This window comes from Bradyrhizobium tropiciagri, from assembly GCF_018130505.1.
GTDB classification, from domain to species: domain Bacteria; phylum Pseudomonadota; class Alphaproteobacteria; order Rhizobiales; family Xanthobacteraceae; genus Bradyrhizobium; species Bradyrhizobium tropiciagri_B.
Map to the genome: position 1 here is coordinate 570,598 of NZ_JAFCKH010000001.1, position 18,840 is coordinate 589,437.

Annotated in this window: 15 protein-coding genes and 1 pseudogene; all 16 read left to right on the forward strand. The window is 66.3% G+C overall.

Annotation, left to right across the window (positions count from 1 at the left end; all coding sequences use genetic code 11):
• Positions 1 to 412 precede the first annotated feature (412 nt).
• The 16 genes and pseudogenes from rsmH (at position 413) to ftsA (ending at position 18,810) form a co-directional block, all read left to right on the forward strand.
• Positions 413 to 1,408, forward strand: a complete 996-nt coding sequence (gene rsmH, locus JQ633_RS02600; RefSeq protein WP_211982015.1) for a 16S rRNA (cytosine(1402)-N(4))-methyltransferase RsmH — start codon at positions 413 to 415, stop codon at positions 1,406 to 1,408.
• 2 nt (positions 1,409 to 1,410) lie between these two features.
• A complete protein-coding gene (gene ftsL, locus JQ633_RS02605) occupies positions 1,411 to 1,851 on the forward strand; it encodes a cell division protein FtsL (RefSeq protein WP_211982017.1) in 441 nt (146 codons plus the stop codon).
• Positions 1,848 to 3,608 (forward strand): peptidoglycan D,D-transpeptidase FtsI family protein, encoded by a 1,761-nt coding sequence (locus tag JQ633_RS02610; RefSeq protein WP_433995619.1) that lies wholly within the window; start codon positions 1,848 to 1,850, stop codon positions 3,606 to 3,608. Before ftsL ends, JQ633_RS02610 begins: the two co-directional genes overlap by 4 nt.
• Before the next feature lie 47 nt (positions 3,609 to 3,655).
• Entirely contained in the window at positions 3,656 to 5,110 is a 1,455-nt protein-coding gene (locus JQ633_RS02615) for a UDP-N-acetylmuramoyl-L-alanyl-D-glutamate--2,6-diaminopimelate ligase (RefSeq protein WP_211982019.1), read from the forward strand.
• Positions 5,107 to 6,540: a UDP-N-acetylmuramoylalanyl-D-glutamyl-2,6-diaminopimelate--D-alanyl-D-alanine ligase gene (locus JQ633_RS02620; protein ID WP_211982021.1), complete on the forward strand. Its 1,434-nt coding sequence runs from the start codon at positions 5,107 to 5,109 to the stop codon at positions 6,538 to 6,540. Before JQ633_RS02615 ends, JQ633_RS02620 begins: the two co-directional genes overlap by 4 nt.
• Before the next feature lie 10 nt (positions 6,541 to 6,550).
• Entirely contained in the window at positions 6,551 to 7,657 is a 1,107-nt protein-coding gene (gene mraY / locus JQ633_RS02625) for a phospho-N-acetylmuramoyl-pentapeptide-transferase (protein WP_211982023.1), read from the forward strand.
• Between the two features lie 112 nt (positions 7,658 to 7,769).
• Entirely contained in the window at positions 7,770 to 9,170 is a 1,401-nt protein-coding gene (gene murD / locus JQ633_RS02630) for a UDP-N-acetylmuramoyl-L-alanine--D-glutamate ligase (protein WP_211982024.1), read from the forward strand.
• 215 nt (positions 9,171 to 9,385) lie between these two features.
• Positions 9,386 to 10,102: a hypothetical protein gene (locus tag JQ633_RS02635; protein WP_211982026.1), complete on the forward strand. Its 717-nt coding sequence runs from the start codon at positions 9,386 to 9,388 to the stop codon at positions 10,100 to 10,102.
• 225 nt (positions 10,103 to 10,327) lie between these two features.
• Positions 10,328 to 11,479: a putative lipid II flippase FtsW gene (gene ftsW, locus JQ633_RS02640; RefSeq protein WP_211982028.1), complete on the forward strand. Its 1,152-nt coding sequence runs from the start codon at positions 10,328 to 10,330 to the stop codon at positions 11,477 to 11,479.
• Between the two features lie 153 nt (positions 11,480 to 11,632).
• Entirely contained in the window at positions 11,633 to 12,733 is a 1,101-nt protein-coding gene (gene murG, locus JQ633_RS02645; RefSeq protein WP_211982030.1) for an undecaprenyldiphospho-muramoylpentapeptide beta-N-acetylglucosaminyltransferase, read from the forward strand.
• A 120-nt stretch (positions 12,734 to 12,853) separates the two neighbouring features.
• A complete protein-coding gene (gene murC, locus JQ633_RS02650; RefSeq protein WP_211982031.1) occupies positions 12,854 to 14,257 on the forward strand; it encodes a UDP-N-acetylmuramate--L-alanine ligase in 1,404 nt (467 codons plus the stop codon).
• 2 nt (positions 14,258 to 14,259) lie between these two features.
• Positions 14,260 to 15,177 (forward strand): UDP-N-acetylmuramate dehydrogenase, encoded by a 918-nt coding sequence (gene murB, locus JQ633_RS02655; RefSeq protein WP_211982760.1) that lies wholly within the window; start codon positions 14,260 to 14,262, stop codon positions 15,175 to 15,177.
• Positions 15,177 to 16,163: a D-alanine--D-alanine ligase family protein gene (locus JQ633_RS02660; protein WP_211982033.1), complete on the forward strand. Its 987-nt coding sequence runs from the start codon at positions 15,177 to 15,179 to the stop codon at positions 16,161 to 16,163. The genes murB and JQ633_RS02660 overlap by 1 nt, the downstream gene beginning before the upstream one ends.
• A gap of 90 nt (positions 16,164 to 16,253) precedes the next feature.
• Positions 16,254 to 16,550: pseudogene (locus tag JQ633_RS35095) on the forward strand (D-alanine--D-alanine ligase); the annotation flags it as partial.
• Positions 16,490 to 17,497, forward strand: coding sequence for a cell division protein FtsQ/DivIB (locus JQ633_RS02665; RefSeq protein ID WP_211982035.1), 1,008 nt, complete (start codon positions 16,490 to 16,492; stop codon positions 17,495 to 17,497). The pseudogene JQ633_RS35095 and the gene JQ633_RS02665, both read left to right, overlap by 61 nt.
• Positions 17,494 to 18,810 (forward strand): cell division protein FtsA, encoded by a 1,317-nt coding sequence (gene ftsA, locus JQ633_RS02670; RefSeq protein ID WP_211982036.1) that lies wholly within the window; start codon positions 17,494 to 17,496, stop codon positions 18,808 to 18,810. Before JQ633_RS02665 ends, ftsA begins: the two co-directional genes overlap by 4 nt.
• Positions 18,811 to 18,840: the final 30 nt, after the last annotated feature.

Here is an 18,840-nt window from a genome sequence, read left to right on the forward strand (position 1 = left end):
ACAAGTGCGTTTACTATTCCTTTACCTTGCGGAGGCGGCGTCCGGCCGCCGGTTCCATCGCGCACAACTGCGCGTGGAGTTCCGAAGATATCACCCATCAACGGGTAAAAGGTGAAGGAATCCGCTAACGGACCATCAACCGTTTCTTAACGCTAAGTGCCGTTACTGAGAGGTGAAGTGCCGAACCGGTTTCGGGGGACGGCCGAGGTCCGCTTTTGCGCGAAATCCCATGGAAACCCAGCCAATTCCGGTCGGATATCAGGATTTGCGACCGGGGATGGGAGCCAGCTCATGCATACCGCGGCGGCTTTCTGACCGGGATCGCATGGCAAGGCGCGAGGATTCGAGGCGCAATGAGCCGGCGCGCGTCTACATTTCGTCCAGCGAACGCAGCCCCGACCGGGAGCGGCGGATGAGCGATCACGCCTCCCGTCACATCTCCGTGCTCGGCCGCGAGGCGGTCGACTATCTCGCCCCGCGCGCGGGCGGCATCTATGTCGACGCCACCTTCGGCGCCGGGGGCTACAGCCGTTCGATCCTCGAAGTCGCCGGCACCCGCGTGATCGGCATCGACCGCGACCGCACGGCGATTGCCGGCGGCTTCGATCTGGTCGACGGCGCCGGCGGCCGGCTGACGCTGGTCGAGGATCGGTTCTCCGAGCTTGCCGAGGTCTGCGCCGCGCAGGGCGTCGATGCGGTCGACGGCGTCGTGATGGATGTCGGCGTCTCCTCGATGCAGCTCGACCAGGCCGAGCGCGGCTTCTCGTTCCGCCTCACGGGTCCGCTCGACATGCGGATGGGGCAGAGCGGTCCGACCGCGGCCGACGTGGTCGCAAGGGCCTCCGACAAAGAGCTGGCTGACATCATCTACATCTTCGGCGAGGAGCGGCATTCGCGCGCCGTCGCGCGGGCCATCGTCGCCGCGCGCAAGGAGGCGCCGATCACGACGACGCAGGCGCTCGCCGACATCGTCGGCAAGGTGGTGCGGGCCAAGCCGAACGAGATCCACCCCGCAACGCGGACCTTCCAGGCGCTGCGCATCTTCGTCAACGAGGAGCTCGACGAGCTGCATCAGGCGCTCGCCGCGGCCGAGCGCGTGCTGAAGCCGGGCGGCCGACTCGTCGTGGTCTCGTTCCATTCGCTGGAAGACCGCATCGTCAAGAATTTCCTCACCGAGCGCGGCAAGGTGGCCGGCGGCTCGCGGCATCTGCCCGAGGTCGCGCAGACCGCGCCGAGCTTCAAGATCCTGACCAAGCGCCCGGTGACACCCGACGATGCCGAGACGTCGGCCAATCCGCGCGCGCGCTCCGCCAAGCTGCGCGCGGCGGAACGCACCGCGGCGCCGATGCACGCGAGCGATGTATTGCCGGAATGGCCGCGGCTCGCAGACGTGTTGCGGGGAGGGTGACGATGCGCCTCCTCCACTTCGTCGTGATCGGCATGCTGATCTTCGCGGCGTCCTATGTCTACCGCATCAAGATGGAATCGACCGCGCGGGTCGAGCGGGTGCTGCGGTTGAACGCCGAGATTCGCGAGCAGCGCGACGCGATTGCGCGGCTGCGCGCGCAATGGGCCAAGCTCGACGCGCCGCTCCGCCTGCAAGGGCTGGTCGAGCGGCATCTGCCGCTCAAGCCGATCAACGCCAACCAGTACGACTCGCTGAAGAACCTGCCGGAGCGGCCGCCGAACTTCGCGCGTCCGGGCGCGCGCGATCCGATCGGCGCGATGATCAACACCATCGAGGCCGCTGCCGCGCCTGACAGCACGACAGGGTCGATTGCCGCGCCCACCGATCAGCCCGCTACTGACCAGGCGACCGACTCCGATCAGGCAGGCGGAGACCAGCAATGACCGGAACAGCCATGATCGATCCGGGCCAGCCGAAGAAGCCCACTGAACCCTGGAGCCAGCGGCTGATCCGCACGCTGCTGTACGGCAGCAATGTCGACCGCGCCGCGAAGGCGCGCGCCCGCGTCGGCTTCGCGATCCTCGCCTTCGCGGCGGTCTATGCCGTGCTGGCCGGCCGTCTCGTGCTGTTCGCGGTCGGCGCCGACAGCCATGGCGCGCGGCGCACCGCATCCCAGGACGCCATCGCCACCGCGCGGCCCGACATCACCGACCGTAACGGCGCGGTGCTTGCGACCGACGTCAAGGCGCCGAGCCTGTTCGGCGAGCCGCGCCGCATCATCGACAAGGACGAGGCGATCGAGCTACTCACCGCGACCTTGCCCGATCTCGACACCGGCGAGGTGCGCGACCGCCTGTCGTCGCGGAAGGGCTTCGTCTGGCTGAAGCGCGAGATCTCGGCCAAGCAGCAGCAGGACATCCACCGCCTCGGCATTCCCGGCATCGGCTTCCTGCGCGAGAACAAGCGGGTCTATCCGACCGGCAACGAGGTCGCCCACCTGATCGGCCTCGTCAACATCGACAACCAGGGCATCGCCGGCATGGAGAAGTGGCTGGACAATAATGGTCTGGCCGATCTGCACCGCGCTGGCTTCGCGACCGACCGGCTGCAGAAGCCGGTCGAGCTGTCGATCGACCTGCGCGTCGAGCACGCGCTGCGCGACGAATTGCTGAAGGCCAAGGAGAAGTTCAAGGCAAAGGCCGCATCGGGTCTCGTCTCCAACGTGCGCACCGGCGAAATCGTCGCGATGGTGTCGCTGCCGGATTTCGATCCGAACAATCCGAAGGAAGCGCACGACCCCGATCGCATCAACCGCCTGACCACCGGCGTCTACGAGATGGGCTCGACCTTCAAGGCGTTCACGCTGGCGATGGCGCTGGATTCCGGCAAGTACGACCTCAACTCGATGTGGGACGCGCGCGGCCCGCTGCACTACGGCAAGTTCGCGATTCATGACGATCACAACATGGGCCGCATGATCAACATGAAGGAGGTGTTCTACTATTCCTCCAACATCGGTGCCGGGCGCATCGCGCTGGCGATGGGCGTCGACGCGCACAAGGCGTTCCTGCGCAAGATGGGCCAGCTCGAGCGGCTGCGCACGGAGCTGCCGGAGAGCGCATCGCCGATCGTGCCGAAGCGCTGGGGCGAGCTCAACACCGTCACCATCTCGTTCGGTCACGGCATCGCGGTGGCGCCGCTGCAGGCGGTGATGGGCATCGACGCGCTGGTCAATGGCGGCTATCTGATCCCGCCGACCTTCCTGAAGCGCACCGAGCAGGAAGCGATGGCGCTGGCCAAGCGCGTGATCAAGCCCGAGACCTCGGACAAGATGCGCTATCTGATGCGGCTCAATGCCGAGATCGGCACCGCGAAGAAGGCTGACGTCAAGGGCTACTATATCGGCGGCAAGACCGGCACCGCGGAAAAGGTCATCAACGGCCGCTATGCCAAGAAGCGCGTGCTGAACGCGTTCACCGCGATCCTGCCCGCCGACAATCCGAAATATCAGCTTCTGATCATGCTGGACGAGCCGCAGCCGCTGAAGGAAACCTACGGTTTCATCACCTCGGGCTGGAATGCGGTGCCGACCGGTGGCAATGTGATTGCCCGAATTGCGCCGATTTTGGGTATTGAACCGCGATTCGACCTGCCGCCGTCCGACCGCCTTATTCTTGCGGCATCCAGAGCAACCCAGTAAGGCGTAGATTCACACGGCGCCTCTTGCGCCGGCCACACTGGAAGATCATGAGACTTCGCGACCTCTTCAGCGATGATGCCACGATCGATCCGAGTGCCGCTGCCGTCGAGGTCGGCGGACTTGCGGTCGACAGCCGCACGGTGAAGCCGGGCGATCTGTTCTTTGCGCTGGCGGGCGCCAAGACCGACGGCGCGCGCTTCGTCGACGCGGCCATTGCCGCGGGCGCCGTTGCCGTCGCGAGCGACCATCCGCCGCAGGGCGCGCGCGTGCCCGTGGTCGTCACGCCGAACCCGCGCCGTGCGCTGGCGCTTGCCGCCGCAACATTCTATCCGCGCCAGCCCGCGACGATCGCCGCGGTGACCGGCACCAGCGGCAAGACCTCGGTCGCGGCCTTCACGCGCCAGATCTGGCAGCGGCTCGGCCACGTCTCCGCGAGCATCGGCACCATCGGCCTCGTCTCCGACAAGCGTACCGTCTACGGCTCGCTGACGACGCCCGATCCGATCGCGCTGCATCGCCAGCTCGACGAGATCGCAACTGACGGCGTCACGCATCTGGCCTTCGAGGCCTCCTCGCACGGCCTCGATCAGTATCGCCTCGACGGCGTGCGCGTCGCTGCCGGCGGCTTCACCAATTTGTCGCGCGACCACATGGACTATCATCCCGATGTCGCGCATTACCTCAACGCCAAGCTGCGGCTGTTCCGCGATCTCGTGATTGACGGCGGCGCCGCCGTGATCTCCGCCGATCATGATTGCTCGGCGCAGGTGATCGATGCGGCGCGCGCGCGGGCGCTGCGCATCATCGCGGTCGGACGCAATGCCGATGCGGGCGAGGGTATCCGCCTGATCGACGCAACGATCGAAGGTTTCGCGCAACAGCTCGTGATCGAACACCAGGGCCGCAGGCGCACCATCCGCCTGCCGTTGGTCGGCGAATTCCAGATCGAGAACGCGCTGGTCGCGGCCGGTCTTGCCATCGGCACCGGCAGCGCGGCCGACGACGTGTTCTGCAGTCTCGAACATCTCGAGGGCGCCAAGGGCCGGCTGGAATTCGTCGGCGAGCACAACGGCGCGCCGATCTTCGTCGACTATGCGCACAAGCCCGACGCGCTCGCCAAGGCGCTGCAGGCACTCAGACCCTATGCGAAGCGCAAGCTGGTCGTGATCTTCGGCGCCGGCGGCGACCGTGACGCCGGCAAGCGCCCGATCATGGGCGCGATCGCGGCCGAGAATGCCGATGATGTCATCGTCACCGACGACAATCCGCGCAGCGAGAAGCCGGAAGCGATCCGCGCCGCGATCATGGCCGCCGCGAAGGGCGCGCGCGAGATCGGCGATCGCGCCGAGGCGATCCGTGCCGGGATTGCGGGCCTCGAGCCCGGCGATGCGCTGGTCGTCGCCGGCAAGGGGCACGAGATCGGGCAGATCATCGGCAACACGACGTTGCCGTTCAGTGATCACGAAGCGGTTGCTGTCGCGTTAGCTGCGGAGGGCGCATGAGCACGATGTTGTGGACCTCGGATGCGATGGCGACGGCGATGCGCGCCGCCACGCAGGGCACGCTGCCGGAAGGCATCACCGGCCTCTCGATCGACAGCCGCACCATCGCCCCGGGCGAGGCCTATTTCGCGATCAAGGGTGACGTCCATGACGGCCACAGCTTCGTCGAGAACGCGCTGAAGGCCGGCGCGGCGCTCGCCGTGGTCGAGGCCGCTCAGCGCGACAAGTTTCCGGTCGATGCGCCGCTGCTGGTGGTCGACGACGTGCTGGCCGGCCTGGTCGAACTCGCGCAAGCCTCGCGTGCGCGGCTCAACGCGAAGATCATCGCGGTGACCGGATCGGTCGGCAAGACCTCGACCAAGGAGGCGCTGCGCCGCGTGCTGTCGGCGCAGGGCGAGACCCATGCCTCCGTGGCCTCGTTCAACAATCATTGGGGCGTGCCGCTGTCGCTGGCGCGCTGCCCGGCGAGCGCGCGCTTTGCGGTGTTCGAGATCGGCATGAACCACGCCGGCGAGATCACCCCGCTGGTCAAGCTGGTGCGGCCGCATGTCGCCGTCATCACCACGGTCGAGCCGGTGCATCTGGAGTTCTTCTCCGGCATCGAGGCGATCGCCGATGCCAAGGCCGAGATCTTCGCAGGTCTCGAGCCCGATGGCGCAGCCGTGCTCAACCGCGACAATGCGCAATTCGACCGGTTGGAGAAGCAGGCGAAGAAGGCCGGCATCTCGCGCATCGTCTCGTTCGGCGCCGACAAGCGTTCCGAAGCGCGGCTGATCGACCTTTCGCTGCACGCGACCTGCTCGGCGGTGCACGCCGACATCCTCGATCACGACATCACCTACAAGATCGGCATGCCGGGCAAGCACATGGCAGTGAACTCGCTCGCGGTGCTGGCCGGCGCTTCGCTGCTCGGCGCCGACATCGCCCGCGCGGCGCTGTCGCTGTCGCAGCTCGAGGCGCCGACGGGACGCGGTCATCGCCGCACGCTCGAGGTCGGCCATGGCGAGGCGACGCTGATCGACGAGAGCTACAACGCCAATCCGGCCTCGATGGGAGCCGCGCTCAACGTGCTCGGTGCGGCCCAGGTCGGGCCGCACGGCCGCCGCATCGCCGTGCTCGGCGATATGCTCGAGCTCGGGCCGACCGGGCCCGAACTGCATCGCGGCCTGATCGAGGCGGTCACCTCCAACCGCATCGACCTCGTATATTGTTGTGGTCCGCTGATGCGGAATTTGTGGGATGCCCTTTCCACCGGCAAGCGGGGAGGCTATGCCGAGAGTTCGGCGGCGCTCGAAGCGCAGGCGGTCGCCGCGGTCCGCGCCGGCGACGTGATCATGGTCAAGGGATCGCTGGGATCGAAGATGAAGGTGATCGTCAGCGCGCTGCAAAAGCGCTTTCCCGACAGAGCCGCGCACGAAGAAGCGGTATAGGGCTTTTTGAATGTTCTACTGGTTGATCGAGCTGTCCAACACGGTGCCAGGCTTCGGAGTATTCCGCAGCGCCCTCAATGTCTTCCGCTATATAACTTTCCGCACCGGCGGTGCGATGGTGACCGGTGCGCTGTTCGTCTTCCTGTTCGGGCCGTGGATCATCGATCATCTGCGGCTGCGCCAGGGCAAGGGTCAGCCGATCCGCACCGACGGCCCGCAATCGCACCTGATCTCCAAGAAGGGCACGCCGACCATGGGCGGGCTGATGATTCTCTCGGGGCTCGTGGTGTCGACGCTGCTCTGGGCCAATCCGCTCAATCCCTATGTCTGGATCGTGCTGGCGGTGACGCTCGGCTTCGGCTTCGTCGGCTTCTATGACGATTACTTGAAGGTCACAAAGCAGTCACACAGCGGCTTCGCCGGCAAGCTGCGGCTCTTGATCGAGGCGGCGATCGCGCTCGCCGCCACCTATGCGCTGGTGCGGCTCGGGCGCGACGTGTCCTCGACCTCGCTCGTGATTCCCTTCTTCAAAGACCTCGTGATCAATTTCGGCTGGTTCTTCGTGATCTTCGGCGCCTTCGTCATGGTCGGTGCCGGCAATGCGGTGAACCTGACCGACGGTCTCGACGGCCTTGCCATCGTGCCGGTCATGATCGCGGCGGCGAGCTTCGGCATGATCTCGTATCTGACCGGCAACGCGGTGTTCTCGGATTATCTGCAGATCAACTACGTCGCCGGTACCGGCGAGCTCGCGGTGCTGTGCGGCGCGGTGTTAGGGGCCGGCCTCGGCTTCCTCTGGTTCAACGCGCCGCCGGCCTCGATCTTCATGGGCGATACCGGCTCGCTCGCGCTCGGCGGCATGCTGGGTGCGGTCGCGGTCGCGGTGAAGCACGAGATCGTGCTCGCGGTGATCGGCGGCCTGTTCGTGCTGGAGGCGGTGTCGGTGATCGTGCAGGTCACCTCGTTCAAGCTCACCGGCAAGCGCGTGTTCCGGATGGCGCCGCTGCACCATCATTTCGAGCAGAAGGGCTGGACCGAGCCGCAGATCGTGATCCGCTTCTGGATCATCTCGGTGATGCTGGCGCTCGCCGGCCTTTCCACGCTCAAGCTGCGGTGATGGTGCTGTTCTCTCACCATCGTCATTCCGGGGCTCGCGAAGCGAGAACCCGGAATCTCGAGATTCCGGGTTCGATGCTGGCGCATCGCCCCGGAATGACCGTGGAGCCATCATGATCCCCGTCACCTCCTTCGCAGGCAAGACGGTCGCGGTGTTCGGCCTCGGCGGCTCCGGCCTTGCGAGCTGCCATGCGCTGAAGGCGGGCGGCGCCGAGGTGATCGCGGCCGACGACAGCGGCGACAATGTCGCCAAGGCGGTGCAGGCCGGCTTCACCACTGCCGACCTGCGCACGGTCTCCTGGGCGAATTTCGCCGCGCTGATCCTCACCCCCGGCGCGCCGCTGACCCATCCGGCGCCGCATTGGAGCGTAACGAAGGCGCGCGAGGCCGGCGTCGAGGTGATCGGCGACATCGAATTGTTCTGCCGCGAGCGGCGCCGCCATGCGCCGAACGCGCCGTTCGTCGCCATCACCGGCACCAACGGCAAGTCGACCACCACGGCGCTGATCGCGCATCTGATGAAGGTCGCGGGCTACGACACCCAGATGGGCGGCAATATCGGCACCGCGATCCTGTCGCTGGAGCCGCCACGGATGGGCCGCGTGCACGTGATCGAGATGTCGTCCTACCAGATCGACCTCTGTCCCTCGCTCGATCCGTCGGTCGGCATCCTGCTCAACGTCACCGAGGATCATATCGACCGTCATGGCACGCTTAAGCATTACGCCGCGGTGAAGGAGCGGCTGGTCGCGGGCGTGCAGACGGGCGGCACCTCGATCGTCGGCGTCGACGACAGCTGGTGCCGCGACATCGCCGACCGGCTCGAACGCACCGGCAAGCGCGTGGTGCGCATCTCGGTCAAGAACCCACTGCCCGACGGCCTCTATGTCGAGCACGAGACCATCGTGCGCGCGTCGGGTGCGGCACGCAGCGAGGTCGCGCGTCTCGGCGGCATCGGCTCGCTGCGCGGCCTGCACAATGCGCAGAACGCAGCCTGCGCCGCTGCCTGCACGCTTGCGATGGGCATCTCGACCAGCGTGCTGCAGAACGGCCTGCGCAGCTTTCCCGGCCTCGCGCATCGCATGGAGCAGGTCGGCCGCCGCGGCAACGTGCTGTTCGTCAACGACTCCAAGGGCACCAACGCGGACGCGGCCGCGCATGCGCTGTCGTCGTTTGCCGATATCTTCTGGATCGCGGGTGGCAAGCCCAAGGCCGGCGGCATCACCAGCCTGACCGGCTATTTCCCGCGCATCCGCAAGGCCTATCTGATCGGCGAGGCGGCGGCCGAATTTGCCGGCACGCTCGGCGAAGGCGTCCCGCACGAGATGTCCGGCACGCTCGACGTCGCCATCGCCAGCGCTGCGCGCGATGCGGAGGCCTCCGGCATCAAGGAAGCCGTGGTGTTGCTGTCGCCGGCCTGCGCCTCGTTCGACCAGTACCGCAACTTCGAAATCCGCGGCGCCGCGTTCCGCGATCTCGTCCAGGCACTGCCGGGCGTCAAGCCGGTGGTGTGACGATCCCGCTTCATAGGACGGGTGGAGCGAAGCGCTACTTCATCGCCGCCCCGACGGATATTGATGGGTATCGCTGCGCTCCACCCATCCTACGAGTGACAGCGTTCCATTAACCCCGTTGCTGGGAACGGTGAACGGACGTGTCGGCTCGCTCGACTCATCCTACATGTTGGAGTGGCGGTGGTGCTCCTGCCGCGGTGTGATGCGAGGCCGTGATGGACGACGATGTCACGAAGCGCGAAACCGTTCTGATCCCCGGCGAGCTCCGGCTCAGCAACCCGATGCCTCCGCCGATCACTGTGCCGTTGCCGATCGTCGCGTTGCCCGATCGCGGCAAGAATGTGCTGCTCGGCCTCCCCGCCCTTGCGCTCGGGCTCCTCTGCCTGCTTCCGATGGGCGCGTTCTTGAGCCTCGTCGTGGTTTTGGGAGCGCCCGTTGCTTCCTTCATCAACCCCTCGCAATGGCCGAGCTCCATTCTCGCCTTCGCCAGCTTGATCTTTCTGATGGTGGCGATGCTGTTTTATGGTGTGATCTTCACGGGCACGGCTTGCACCTGCCTTTGGGACGCGATGCGCGGCGATGCGGTTCTTGAGATTGCAACGGATGGTTTGCGGGATCGTCGCTCCGGGCTGTCAATCCCGTGGTCTTCGGTGAGATCGGCGAGGTTGCTTGGTTCGCTGGGCGTTGACCTAGAGCTTCGCGATGCTGCGGCGAATTGGCAGAATCCGTTCCGGGTTGGCGTCGTCTTTCAGCGCTATCGCCCGGTCCCGAACCACGCGATCGTCTCCGTCGCTTTCCTCGACGTGTCGGCGCACGTTGTGGCCTACACGATCCTTACGCTGGTACAGTCGAACGATGGCGAAGTGATCACCAAGATGCCCGGCGGACCCGAGATGTATCCGAGGCTGATTGCGCTGAGAGTCGCCCGGTAGCCCGAGGCGACATCCGGGTTCCGCCAAGGTCCCGCATGTCGCTTCGCTTATGCGGGCTACTGGCTGGACCGCGCCACATACTCGGTGTCGTCCCGGCCTTCGCCGGGACGACGGCGATGTGTGCGGCGGTCACACCGCATCCCTCAAAAGTGATCCGTCCCGTTAACTCCCTGGCAACCATCCTGGGCCACGAATGGACGTTCTCTCTGCCATCTGGGGACGCCCATGCTCGCCCGTGACCAACGCACCCCGTTCTCGGACTGGTGGTGGACCGTCGACAAGCTGTTGCTGGTGGCGATCGCCGGATTGATGCTGGCCGGCGTGATCCTGTCGTTGGCGGCGAGCCCGCCGGTGGCGACCCGGATCGGGCTCGATCCGTTCCACTTCTTCAACCGCCACGTCCTGTTCCTGGTGCCGTCGCTGATGGTGCTGATCGGGGTGTCGTTCCTGTCGCCGCGGCAGATCCGGCGCACCGCGCTGATCGTGCTCGCGGTCTCGATCGCGCTGATCGTGGTGACGCTGTTGATCGGGCCCGAGGTCAAGGGCTCGCGGCGCTGGATCACGCTGCTCGGCGTCAACATCCAGGCCTCCGAATCCGCCAAGCCGGCTTTCGTCGTCGTCGCGGCCTGGCTGTTCGCGGAATCGACCAAGCGGCCTGAGATGCCGGCGACCTCGATGGCCATGGTGCTGCTGCTGACGCTGGTGGCGCTCTTGGTGATGGAGCCGGATTTCGGCCAGACCATGCTGATCCTGACCGTGTGGGGCGCGCTGTTCTTCATCGCCGGCATGCGGATGATCTGGGTGCTGGGCCTGGCGGGCGCCGCCGGCGCCGGCCTGTTCGGAGCCTATCTTTTGGTGCCGCACGTCGCCGGCCGCATCAAGCGCTTCATGAATCCTGCCTCCGGCGACACCTTCCAGGTCGACACCGCGATGGAAGCGTTCTGGAACGGCGGCTGGTTCGGGCTCGGACCGGGCGAGGGCATCGCCAAGCGCAGCCTGCCGGACAGCCACACCGATTTCGTGTTCGCGGTCGCCGCCGAAGAGTTCGGCATCATCCTCTGCCTGATGCTGGTCGCGCTGTTCGCCTTCATCGTGATCCGCACCCTGACGCGCGCTTACGCCACCGACGACATGTTCTCGCGTTTCGCGGCATCGGGGCTCGCGATCCTGTTCGGCGTGCAGGCGGCGATCAACATGGCGGTCAATCTGCAACTGATCCCGGCCAAGGGCATGACGCTGCCGTTCATCTCCTATGGCGGCTCGTCGATCGTCTCGCTGGCCTATGGCGTCGGCATGATGCTGGCGCTGACGCGGCAGCGGCCGCGCACCGAAATCGAATCGATGGAAGGCGCGAGTTCCCAGCGCGCCTACGCGTAGTGTCTCTCGTCATTGCGAGGAGCGAAGTGACGAAGCAATCCATCTCTCCAATATGCGGCGCCATGGATTGCTTCGCGGAGCCTGTCATCGGGCGCGCATTTCGCGCGACCCGTTGGCTCGCAATGACGGAACAATGCTTGTAGAAAGCGTTCGATGGACAACGCACCCCTGATCCTGCTGGCGGCCGGCGGCACCGGCGGCCATCTGTTCCCGGCGGAGGCGCTCGCCGTGGAATTGATCCGGCGCGGCATGCGCGTGCGGCTCGCGACCGACGGCCGCGCACTGCGCTACTCCGGGCTGTTCGGCCGCGAGAGCATCGACCTCGTGCCGAGCGCCACCGTGCGCAGCCGCAATCCGATCTCGCTGGCGCGCACCGCGCTGACGCTCGGCTATGGGATGCTGGTCGCGACCAATGTGGTGCGCCGGCTGAAGCCGTCAGCTGTCGTCGGCTTCGGCGGCTATCCGACCCTGCCGCCGCTGCTCGCGGCGCGCCTGCTCGGCGTGCCCGGCATCATCCACGACGCCAATGCGGTGCTCGGCCGTGCCAACCGTTTCCTGTCCAGCCGCGTCAATGCGATCGCGACCTCGCTGCCCGGCGTGCTCGACCGTGATCCCGCGCTGGCGGGCAAGGCGACCACCGTCGGCACGCCGATGCGGCCGGCGATCCTGGCGGCCGCGGCGGTGAGATACACCTTGCCCGAAGCCGGCGGTCCGCTGCGTCTGCTGGTGGTCGGCGGCAGCCAGGGCGCGCGCGTGATGAGCGACATCGTGCCGCCGGCGATCGAACAGCTCGATCCGGCGCTGTGGGGCCGGCTGATCGTCACCCAGCAGGTGCGCGAAGAGGACATGGCGCGGGTGCGTGCGGTCTACGACCGGCTCAAGATCAATGCCGAGTTGGCGCCGTTCTTCTCGGATTTGCCGGCGCGGCTGGCCTCGAGCCAATTGGTGATCTCGCGCTCCGGCGCCGGCACCGTGGCCGAGCTCGGCGCCATCGGCCGGCCCTCGATCCTGGTGCCGCTGCCCGGTGCGATCGATCAGGACCAGTTCGCCAATGCCGGCGTGCTGTCGGACGCCGGCGGTGCGCTGCGCATCAAGCAGGCCGACTTCACGGCCGAGCGGCTGGCGGCGGAGATTTCCGCATTCGCCGCCGAGCCCGATAAACTGACCGCGATGGCCGATGCCGCGCGCGGCGTCGGCCGGCTCGACGCCGCGGAACGGCTGGCCGATCTGGTGACGAAAGTGGCGGGAATTTAGGCCGTTTTCGGGGATTTTCGGCCATGGAACGTCACGGCCGGGCTTGTCCCGGCGAGCCGCGTCTTTCATAAGTCGAAGAACTGCCGGGGTGAGTCCGGACACGATGAAGGTGCTAGCAACATGAGACTGCCGCGCGAGATCGGGCCCATTCATTTCGTCGGGATCGGCGGCATCGGCATGAGCGGCATCGCCGAGGTGCTGATCAATCTCGGCTACACCGTGCAGGGCTCCGACGCCTCGGACAATTACAACCTCGATCGGCTACGCAAGAAGGGCGCCAAGGTCTCGGTCGGCCACGCCGCGGAGAATGTCGATGGTGCCGAGGTCGTTGTGGTGTCGACCGCGATCAAGCGCGACAATCCGGAACTGATGGCGGCGCGCGCGCAGCGCATTCCGGTGGTCCGGCGCGCCGAGATGCTGGCGGAGCTGATGCGGCTGAAGCGCTGCGTCGCGATCGCCGGCACCCACGGCAAGACCACGACCACCACGATGGTGGCGACGCTGCTCGATGCTGGCGGGCTCGATCCGACCGTGGTCAATGGCGGCATCATCAATGCCTACGGTTCCAATGCGCGGCTCGGCGACGGCGAGTGGATGGTGGTCGAGGCCGACGAGAGCGACGGCACCTTCCTGAAGCTGCCGTCCGACGTCGTCATCGTCACCAATATCGACCCCGAGCATCTCGATCACTTCAAGACCTTCGAGGCGATCCAGGATGCGTTCCGCAATTTCGTCGAGAACGTGCCGTTCTACGGCTTCGCCGTGATGTGCACCGATCATCCGGTGGTGCAGGCGCTGGTCGGCAAGATCGAGGATCGCCGCATCATCACTTACGGACAGAACCCGCAGGCCGACGCGCAGCTCAAGGACCTGACGCCCATGGGCGGCGGTTCCAAATTCACGGTCGCGATCCGCAGTCGCACGAGCGGCGCGGTTCACGAGATTGCCGACATCAACCTGCCGATGCCCGGCCGCCACAACGCCTCGAACGCGACGGCGGCGATCGCCGTCGCGCATGAACTCGGCGTGTCCGACGATGTCATCCGCCAGGCGATGGCGAGCTTCGGCGGCGTCAAGCGGCGCTTCACCAAGACCGGCGAATGGAACGGCGTCACGGTGATCGACGACTACGGCCATCACCCGGTCGAAATCGCAGCCGTGCTGAAGGCGGCGCGGGAATCCACCAACGGCAAGATCATCGCCGTGGTGCAGCCGCATCGCTTCACCCGTCTGCAGTCGCTGTTCGAGGAGTTCTGCACCTGCTTCAACGACGCCGATGCGGTCGTGGTCGCCGAGGTCTATCCGGCCGGCGAGGCGCCGATCGCAGGCATCGACCGCGACCATTTCGCCGCCGGCCTGCGCGCCCACGGCCATCGCAACGTGATCCCGCTGCCCGACGCCGGCGCGCTCGCGAACATCGTGCACGGTGTTGCAAAGTCCGGCGACCTCGTGGTCTGCCTCGGCGCCGGCAACATCACGCAATGGGCCTACGCGCTGCCCGGTGAATTGAAGGCGCTGGGGTGACCGTGACTTTCCCCGACATCACGCCCGAGCTGAAATCCGCGATGCCGCTGCTGCGCGGGCGGCTGCTGGCGAACCAGTCGCTGGCGGAGCTGACCTGGTTTCGTGTCGGCGGTCCGGCGCAGGTGCTGTTCACGCCGGCGGACGAAGACGATCTCGCCTATTTCCTCAGGCAGCTGCCGGCGGAGCTGCCGGTCTATGTGGTCGGCGTCGGCTCCAATCTGATCGTGCGCGACGGCGGCATGGCCGGTGTCGTGATCCGTCTCGCGCCGCGCGCCTTCGGCGAGACCAGCGCCACTGACGATATCGTCACCGCCGGTGCCGCGGCGCTCGACAAGCGCGTGGCGGAGACGGCGGCGGCAGCCCGGATCGGCGGCATGGAATTCTTCTACGGCATTCCCGGCACGATCGGCGGCGCGCTGCGCATGAACGCCGGCGCCAATGGCGGCGAGACCAAGGATGTGCTGGTGGAAGCCACCGGTATCGGGCGTGACGGCGCCAAGCACACGTTCAGCAATCCCGACATGAAGTTCGTCTACCGCAACAGCGGCGTCGATCCCTCCATCATCTTCACATCGGCGCGGTTCCGCGGCCGCATCACTGATGCCGAGACGATCCGCACGCGCATGGCTGAGGTGCAGACCCATCGTGAGACCGCGCAGCCGATCCGCGAGAAGACCGGCGGCTCGACCTTCAAGAATCCGCCCGGCAACAGCGCCTGGAAGCTGATCGATGCCGCCGGCTGCCGCGGCCTCAAAGTCGGCGGCGCGCAGGTCTCGGAGATGCACTGCAATTTCCTGATCAACACCGGCAACGCCACGGGGCATGATATCGAGACGCTCGGCGAAACCGTGCGCGAGCGGGTGAAGGAGACATCGGGGATCGAACTGCACTGGGAAATCAAGCGGATCGGAAACAGCTGATGCAGGTCACCATTCTCTTCGGCGGCACCAACAAGGAGCGGCTGGTCTCGGTGGCGAGCGCGCAGGCGCTGCACCGCGCGCTGCCGGACGCCGATTTGTGGTTCTGGGACGTCGACGACACCGTGCACGCGGTGACGTCGGAGAAGCTGCTCAACCACGCCCGTCCGTTCGAGGTCGACTTCAAGCCCGATGGCCAGGGCCTCGCGTTTGCCGACGCGCTCGACAAGGCTCGTGCCGAGAACCGCGTGCTGGTGCTCGGCCTGCATGGCGGCCGCGCCGAGAACGGCGAATTGCAGGCGATGTGCGAATTGCGCGGCATCCCGTTCACGGGTTCGGGATCGGCGGCGTCGCATCTGGCGTTCGACAAGCCGTCGGCCAAGCGCTTTGCCGCGTTCGCCGGCGTGAATGCGCCGCAAGGCATCGCCGTCGAGAATATCGCGCAGGCGTTCGCCGAGCACGGCCGGTTGATCGCAAAGCCGGCGAAGGATGGATCGAGCTACGGGCTGATCTTCGTCAACGCGCAGCAGGATATCGTCGCCGTCCGCAATGCCGCGAAGACCGAGGAATATCTGATCGAGCCGTTCGTCTCGGGCGTGGAGGCGACCTGCGGCGTGCTCGAACAGTCCGACGGCGCGGTGTTAGCGCTGCCCCCGATCGAGATCGTGCCGGCGGAGGGCGGCTTCGACTACACAGCCAAATACCTCCTGAAGTCGACCCAGGAGATCTGTCCCGGCCGCTTCGCGCCGGAGGTCAGCGCCGCGATCATGGATCATGCGCTGCGCGCCCACCGCGCGCTGTCCTGTACCGGTTACTCGCGCAGCGACTTCATCGTGTCGGCCAAGGGCCCAGTCTACCTCGAGACCAACACGCTCCCCGGCCTCACCGCGGCATCCCTGTACCCAAAAGCGCTGAAGGCTCAGGGCATTGGCTTTGCCGATTTCCTGCGTGACCAGATTGAGCTGGCCTGCCGCCGGGTACCGAAATAACCCGGGAACCCGGTCGACTCGACCCCGGATGGAACCCGCCGCTGTTGCTAAAATGCTAACGGGTTCGCGGCAAAGTACTCAGAGCGTTGATCAAAACATGCTTTGGGCCGGTGTCATTTACCGTTTGTTTACCAGGAAGCCCGAAGGTTAACGCTGGCGGCGCATGTAGCGCTTGGCTGCCGGGGCGTGAGCTGTCGCGGATTACCGCTTCGAGGATCGCAACCAGGGAACAGGGGGCCAACTCTTATCCCACCGGTATCTGCTGAGACGTGACCTGTGCCGGGACCCGCGGGGTTTGCGGGCACAACATGTGACGAGCTCGTGCAATGGACGGTGCAGGACGCCTCACTCGATCGCTGCGATCGCTGGGGCCTCAAGCTGACCTGAAGGCAGCCGCTATTGGAGCGGTCGTGCTGGCGCGCGAGTATGTCGGCGCCTGGCTGGCACGGCGCCGCCAGCGCCCTGCGAAAAAGCCGCCGGTGATCGACCGCGAGCCGCCGAACCGTTTCATCCTTTTGGTCGAGCGTTATCTGCCGCGCCGCGTCGGCTTGGCCGCGACGGTCGCGATCCTGCTCGGCAGCGCCGGCTTCGGCATCGTCAAAGGCGGCCATGTCGAGGAATTCGTCACCGCGCTCAGCGACACCCGCAACGCGCTCGCCAATGCCGCGGGCTTCCGCATCACGACCGTCGGCATCAACGGCCGCAGGCAGCTCAGCCAGGACGAGGTGCTCGCGATCGGCGGCGTCAACGGCCGCTCGTCGCTGCTGTTCCTCGATGCCGAGACGGTGCGCGACCGCCTCAAGGCCAATCCCTGGATCGCCGACGCCACCATCCTGAAGCTCTATCCGGGCCGGCTGCAGATCGACATCGTCGAGCGCACTGCGTTCGCGCTGTGGCAGGAGAACGGCCGGCTCTCGGTCATCGCCGCCGACGGCGCGGTGCTCGAGCCCTATGTCTCGCGCCGTTTCCTCAATCTGCCGCTGGTGGTGGGCAAGGGCGCCGACAGCCGCGCCAAGGATTTCCTCGCGCTGCTCGATCGCTACCCGCAGGTCCGTGCCGTCACCAAGGCCGCGATCTTCGTCGGCGAGCGGCGCTGGAATCTGCGCCTGAAGGACGGCCTCGACATCCGTCTGCCCGAATACGACGTCGGCAACGCGCTTGCCGTGCTCTCCAAGCTCGACAAGGAGGAGAAGCTGTTCTCGCGCGATATCGTCGCCGTCGACATGCGCCTGCCCGACCGGCTGATCGTGCAGCTGTCCGAAGAGGCCGGCAAGGCGCGCGATGAGCTGTTCAAGGACAAGAAGACCAAGAAGAAAGCCGGTGACTCCGCATGACCGGCCTCGATCGCAATCTGACCCCGAAGACCCGGCCGATGCCGAAGCGCACCGCGCTGGTGGCCTCGCTCGACGTCGGCTCGAGCAAGATCGCCTGCATGATCGCGCGGCTGAAGCCATCGCCGCCGAACGAGGCGTTGCGCGGCCGCACCCATGCGGTCGAGCTGATCGGCTACAGCCAGATCCAGTCGCGCGGTGTCAAGGCCGGCGCCGTCGTCGATCTCGCCGAATGCGAGAAGGCGGTGCGGCATGCCGTGGCGCTCGCCGAACGCATGGCCAAGGTTCGCGTCGAGTCCGTGCTGCTGTCCGTCTCCGGCGGCCGGCTGCATGGTCAACTCGTTGAAGCCGCTGCCGATATCCGCGGCGGCTCGGTCACCTCGGACGATATCAGCCGCGTCACTTCGGCGGGCATGCGCCACGCCACCGGCGCCGGCCGCACCGTGCTGCACGCCCTGCCGGTCGGCTACGCGCTCGACGGCGTCAAGGGCATCCGCGATCCCAGGGGCATGGTGGCGCGGCAGTTCGGCGTCGACATGAACGTCGTGACTGGTGACGCGACCGTCGCCAAGAATTTGATGCTGGTGGTCGAGCGTTGCCATCTCAATGTCGAAGCGATGGCATCGAGTCCTTATGTCGCAGGTCTGTCCGTGCTGACCGACGACGAAGCCGATCTCGGCGCTGCCGTCGTCGAAATGGGCGCGGGCACCACCACAATCGCGACGTATTCGGGCGGACGCTTCGTGCACGGATCGGGATTTGCGCTCGGCGGGCAACACATCACGATGGATCTTGCACGCGGCATCGGAGCGTGCATTGCGGATGCCGAGCGAATCAAGACTTTATACGGCACAGTGCTGACCGGCGGCTCGGACTCGCGCGAGCTGATGTCCGTTCCCACTGCAGGCGATGACCGGGAGACGCCGCAAATCGTTTCCCGCGCCACGATCGCGAATATTGTCCGGCATCGCGCCGAGGAGATTTTCGAAATGGTCCGTGACCGGCTCGCGGATTCCCCGTTTGCGGCAGAGCCGCGGGCGCGGGTCGTGCTGAGCGGCGGCGCCTCGCAGCTCACCGGCACGGTCGAGCTGGCCACCCGCATCCTGAACCGCCAGGTCCGCATCGGCCGTCCGCTCGGCTTCGGCCGTTTGCCGAACGAAGCGAAGGGCTCATCGTTCGCGGTGCCGACGGGCCTGCTCGTCTATCCGCAATACGCTCACCTTGAACATGTCGAACCGCGGCGCACGCGGCAGCTCAGGACAGGGACTGACGGTTACTTCGGAAAGGTCGGACGATGGCTTCGCGAGGGCTTCTGATGACCACACCCCGGAACATTGCATTTTCAC

What these genes read in the sequence shown, in the direction of transcription:
- rsmH (WP_211982015.1), top strand. Translation starts at nt 413, where the DNA reads ATGAGCGATCACGCCTCCCGTCACATCTCCGTGCTCGGCCGCGAGGCG.
- ftsL (WP_211982017.1), top strand. Translation starts at nt 1,411, where the DNA reads ATGCGCCTCCTCCACTTCGTCGTGATCGGCATGCTGATCTTCGCGGCG.
- JQ633_RS02610 (WP_433995619.1), top strand. Translation starts at nt 1,848, where the DNA reads ATGACCGGAACAGCCATGATCGATCCGGGCCAGCCGAAGAAGCCCACT.
- JQ633_RS02615 (WP_211982019.1), top strand. Translation starts at nt 3,656, where the DNA reads ATGAGACTTCGCGACCTCTTCAGCGATGATGCCACGATCGATCCGAGT.
- JQ633_RS02620 (WP_211982021.1), top strand. Translation starts at nt 5,107, where the DNA reads ATGAGCACGATGTTGTGGACCTCGGATGCGATGGCGACGGCGATGCGC.
- mraY (WP_211982023.1), top strand. Translation starts at nt 6,551, where the DNA reads ATGTTCTACTGGTTGATCGAGCTGTCCAACACGGTGCCAGGCTTCGGA.
- murD (WP_211982024.1), top strand. Translation starts at nt 7,770, where the DNA reads ATGATCCCCGTCACCTCCTTCGCAGGCAAGACGGTCGCGGTGTTCGGC.
- JQ633_RS02635 (WP_211982026.1), top strand. Translation starts at nt 9,386, where the DNA reads ATGGACGACGATGTCACGAAGCGCGAAACCGTTCTGATCCCCGGCGAG.
- ftsW (WP_211982028.1), top strand. Translation starts at nt 10,328, where the DNA reads ATGCTCGCCCGTGACCAACGCACCCCGTTCTCGGACTGGTGGTGGACC.
- murG (WP_211982030.1), top strand. Translation starts at nt 11,633, where the DNA reads ATGGACAACGCACCCCTGATCCTGCTGGCGGCCGGCGGCACCGGCGGC.
- murC (WP_211982031.1), top strand. Translation starts at nt 12,854, where the DNA reads ATGAGACTGCCGCGCGAGATCGGGCCCATTCATTTCGTCGGGATCGGC.
- JQ633_RS02660 (WP_211982033.1), top strand. Translation starts at nt 15,177, where the DNA reads ATGCAGGTCACCATTCTCTTCGGCGGCACCAACAAGGAGCGGCTGGTC.
- JQ633_RS02665 (WP_211982035.1), top strand. Translation starts at nt 16,490, where the DNA reads ATGGACGGTGCAGGACGCCTCACTCGATCGCTGCGATCGCTGGGGCCT.
- ftsA (WP_211982036.1), top strand. Translation starts at nt 17,494, where the DNA reads ATGACCGGCCTCGATCGCAATCTGACCCCGAAGACCCGGCCGATGCCG.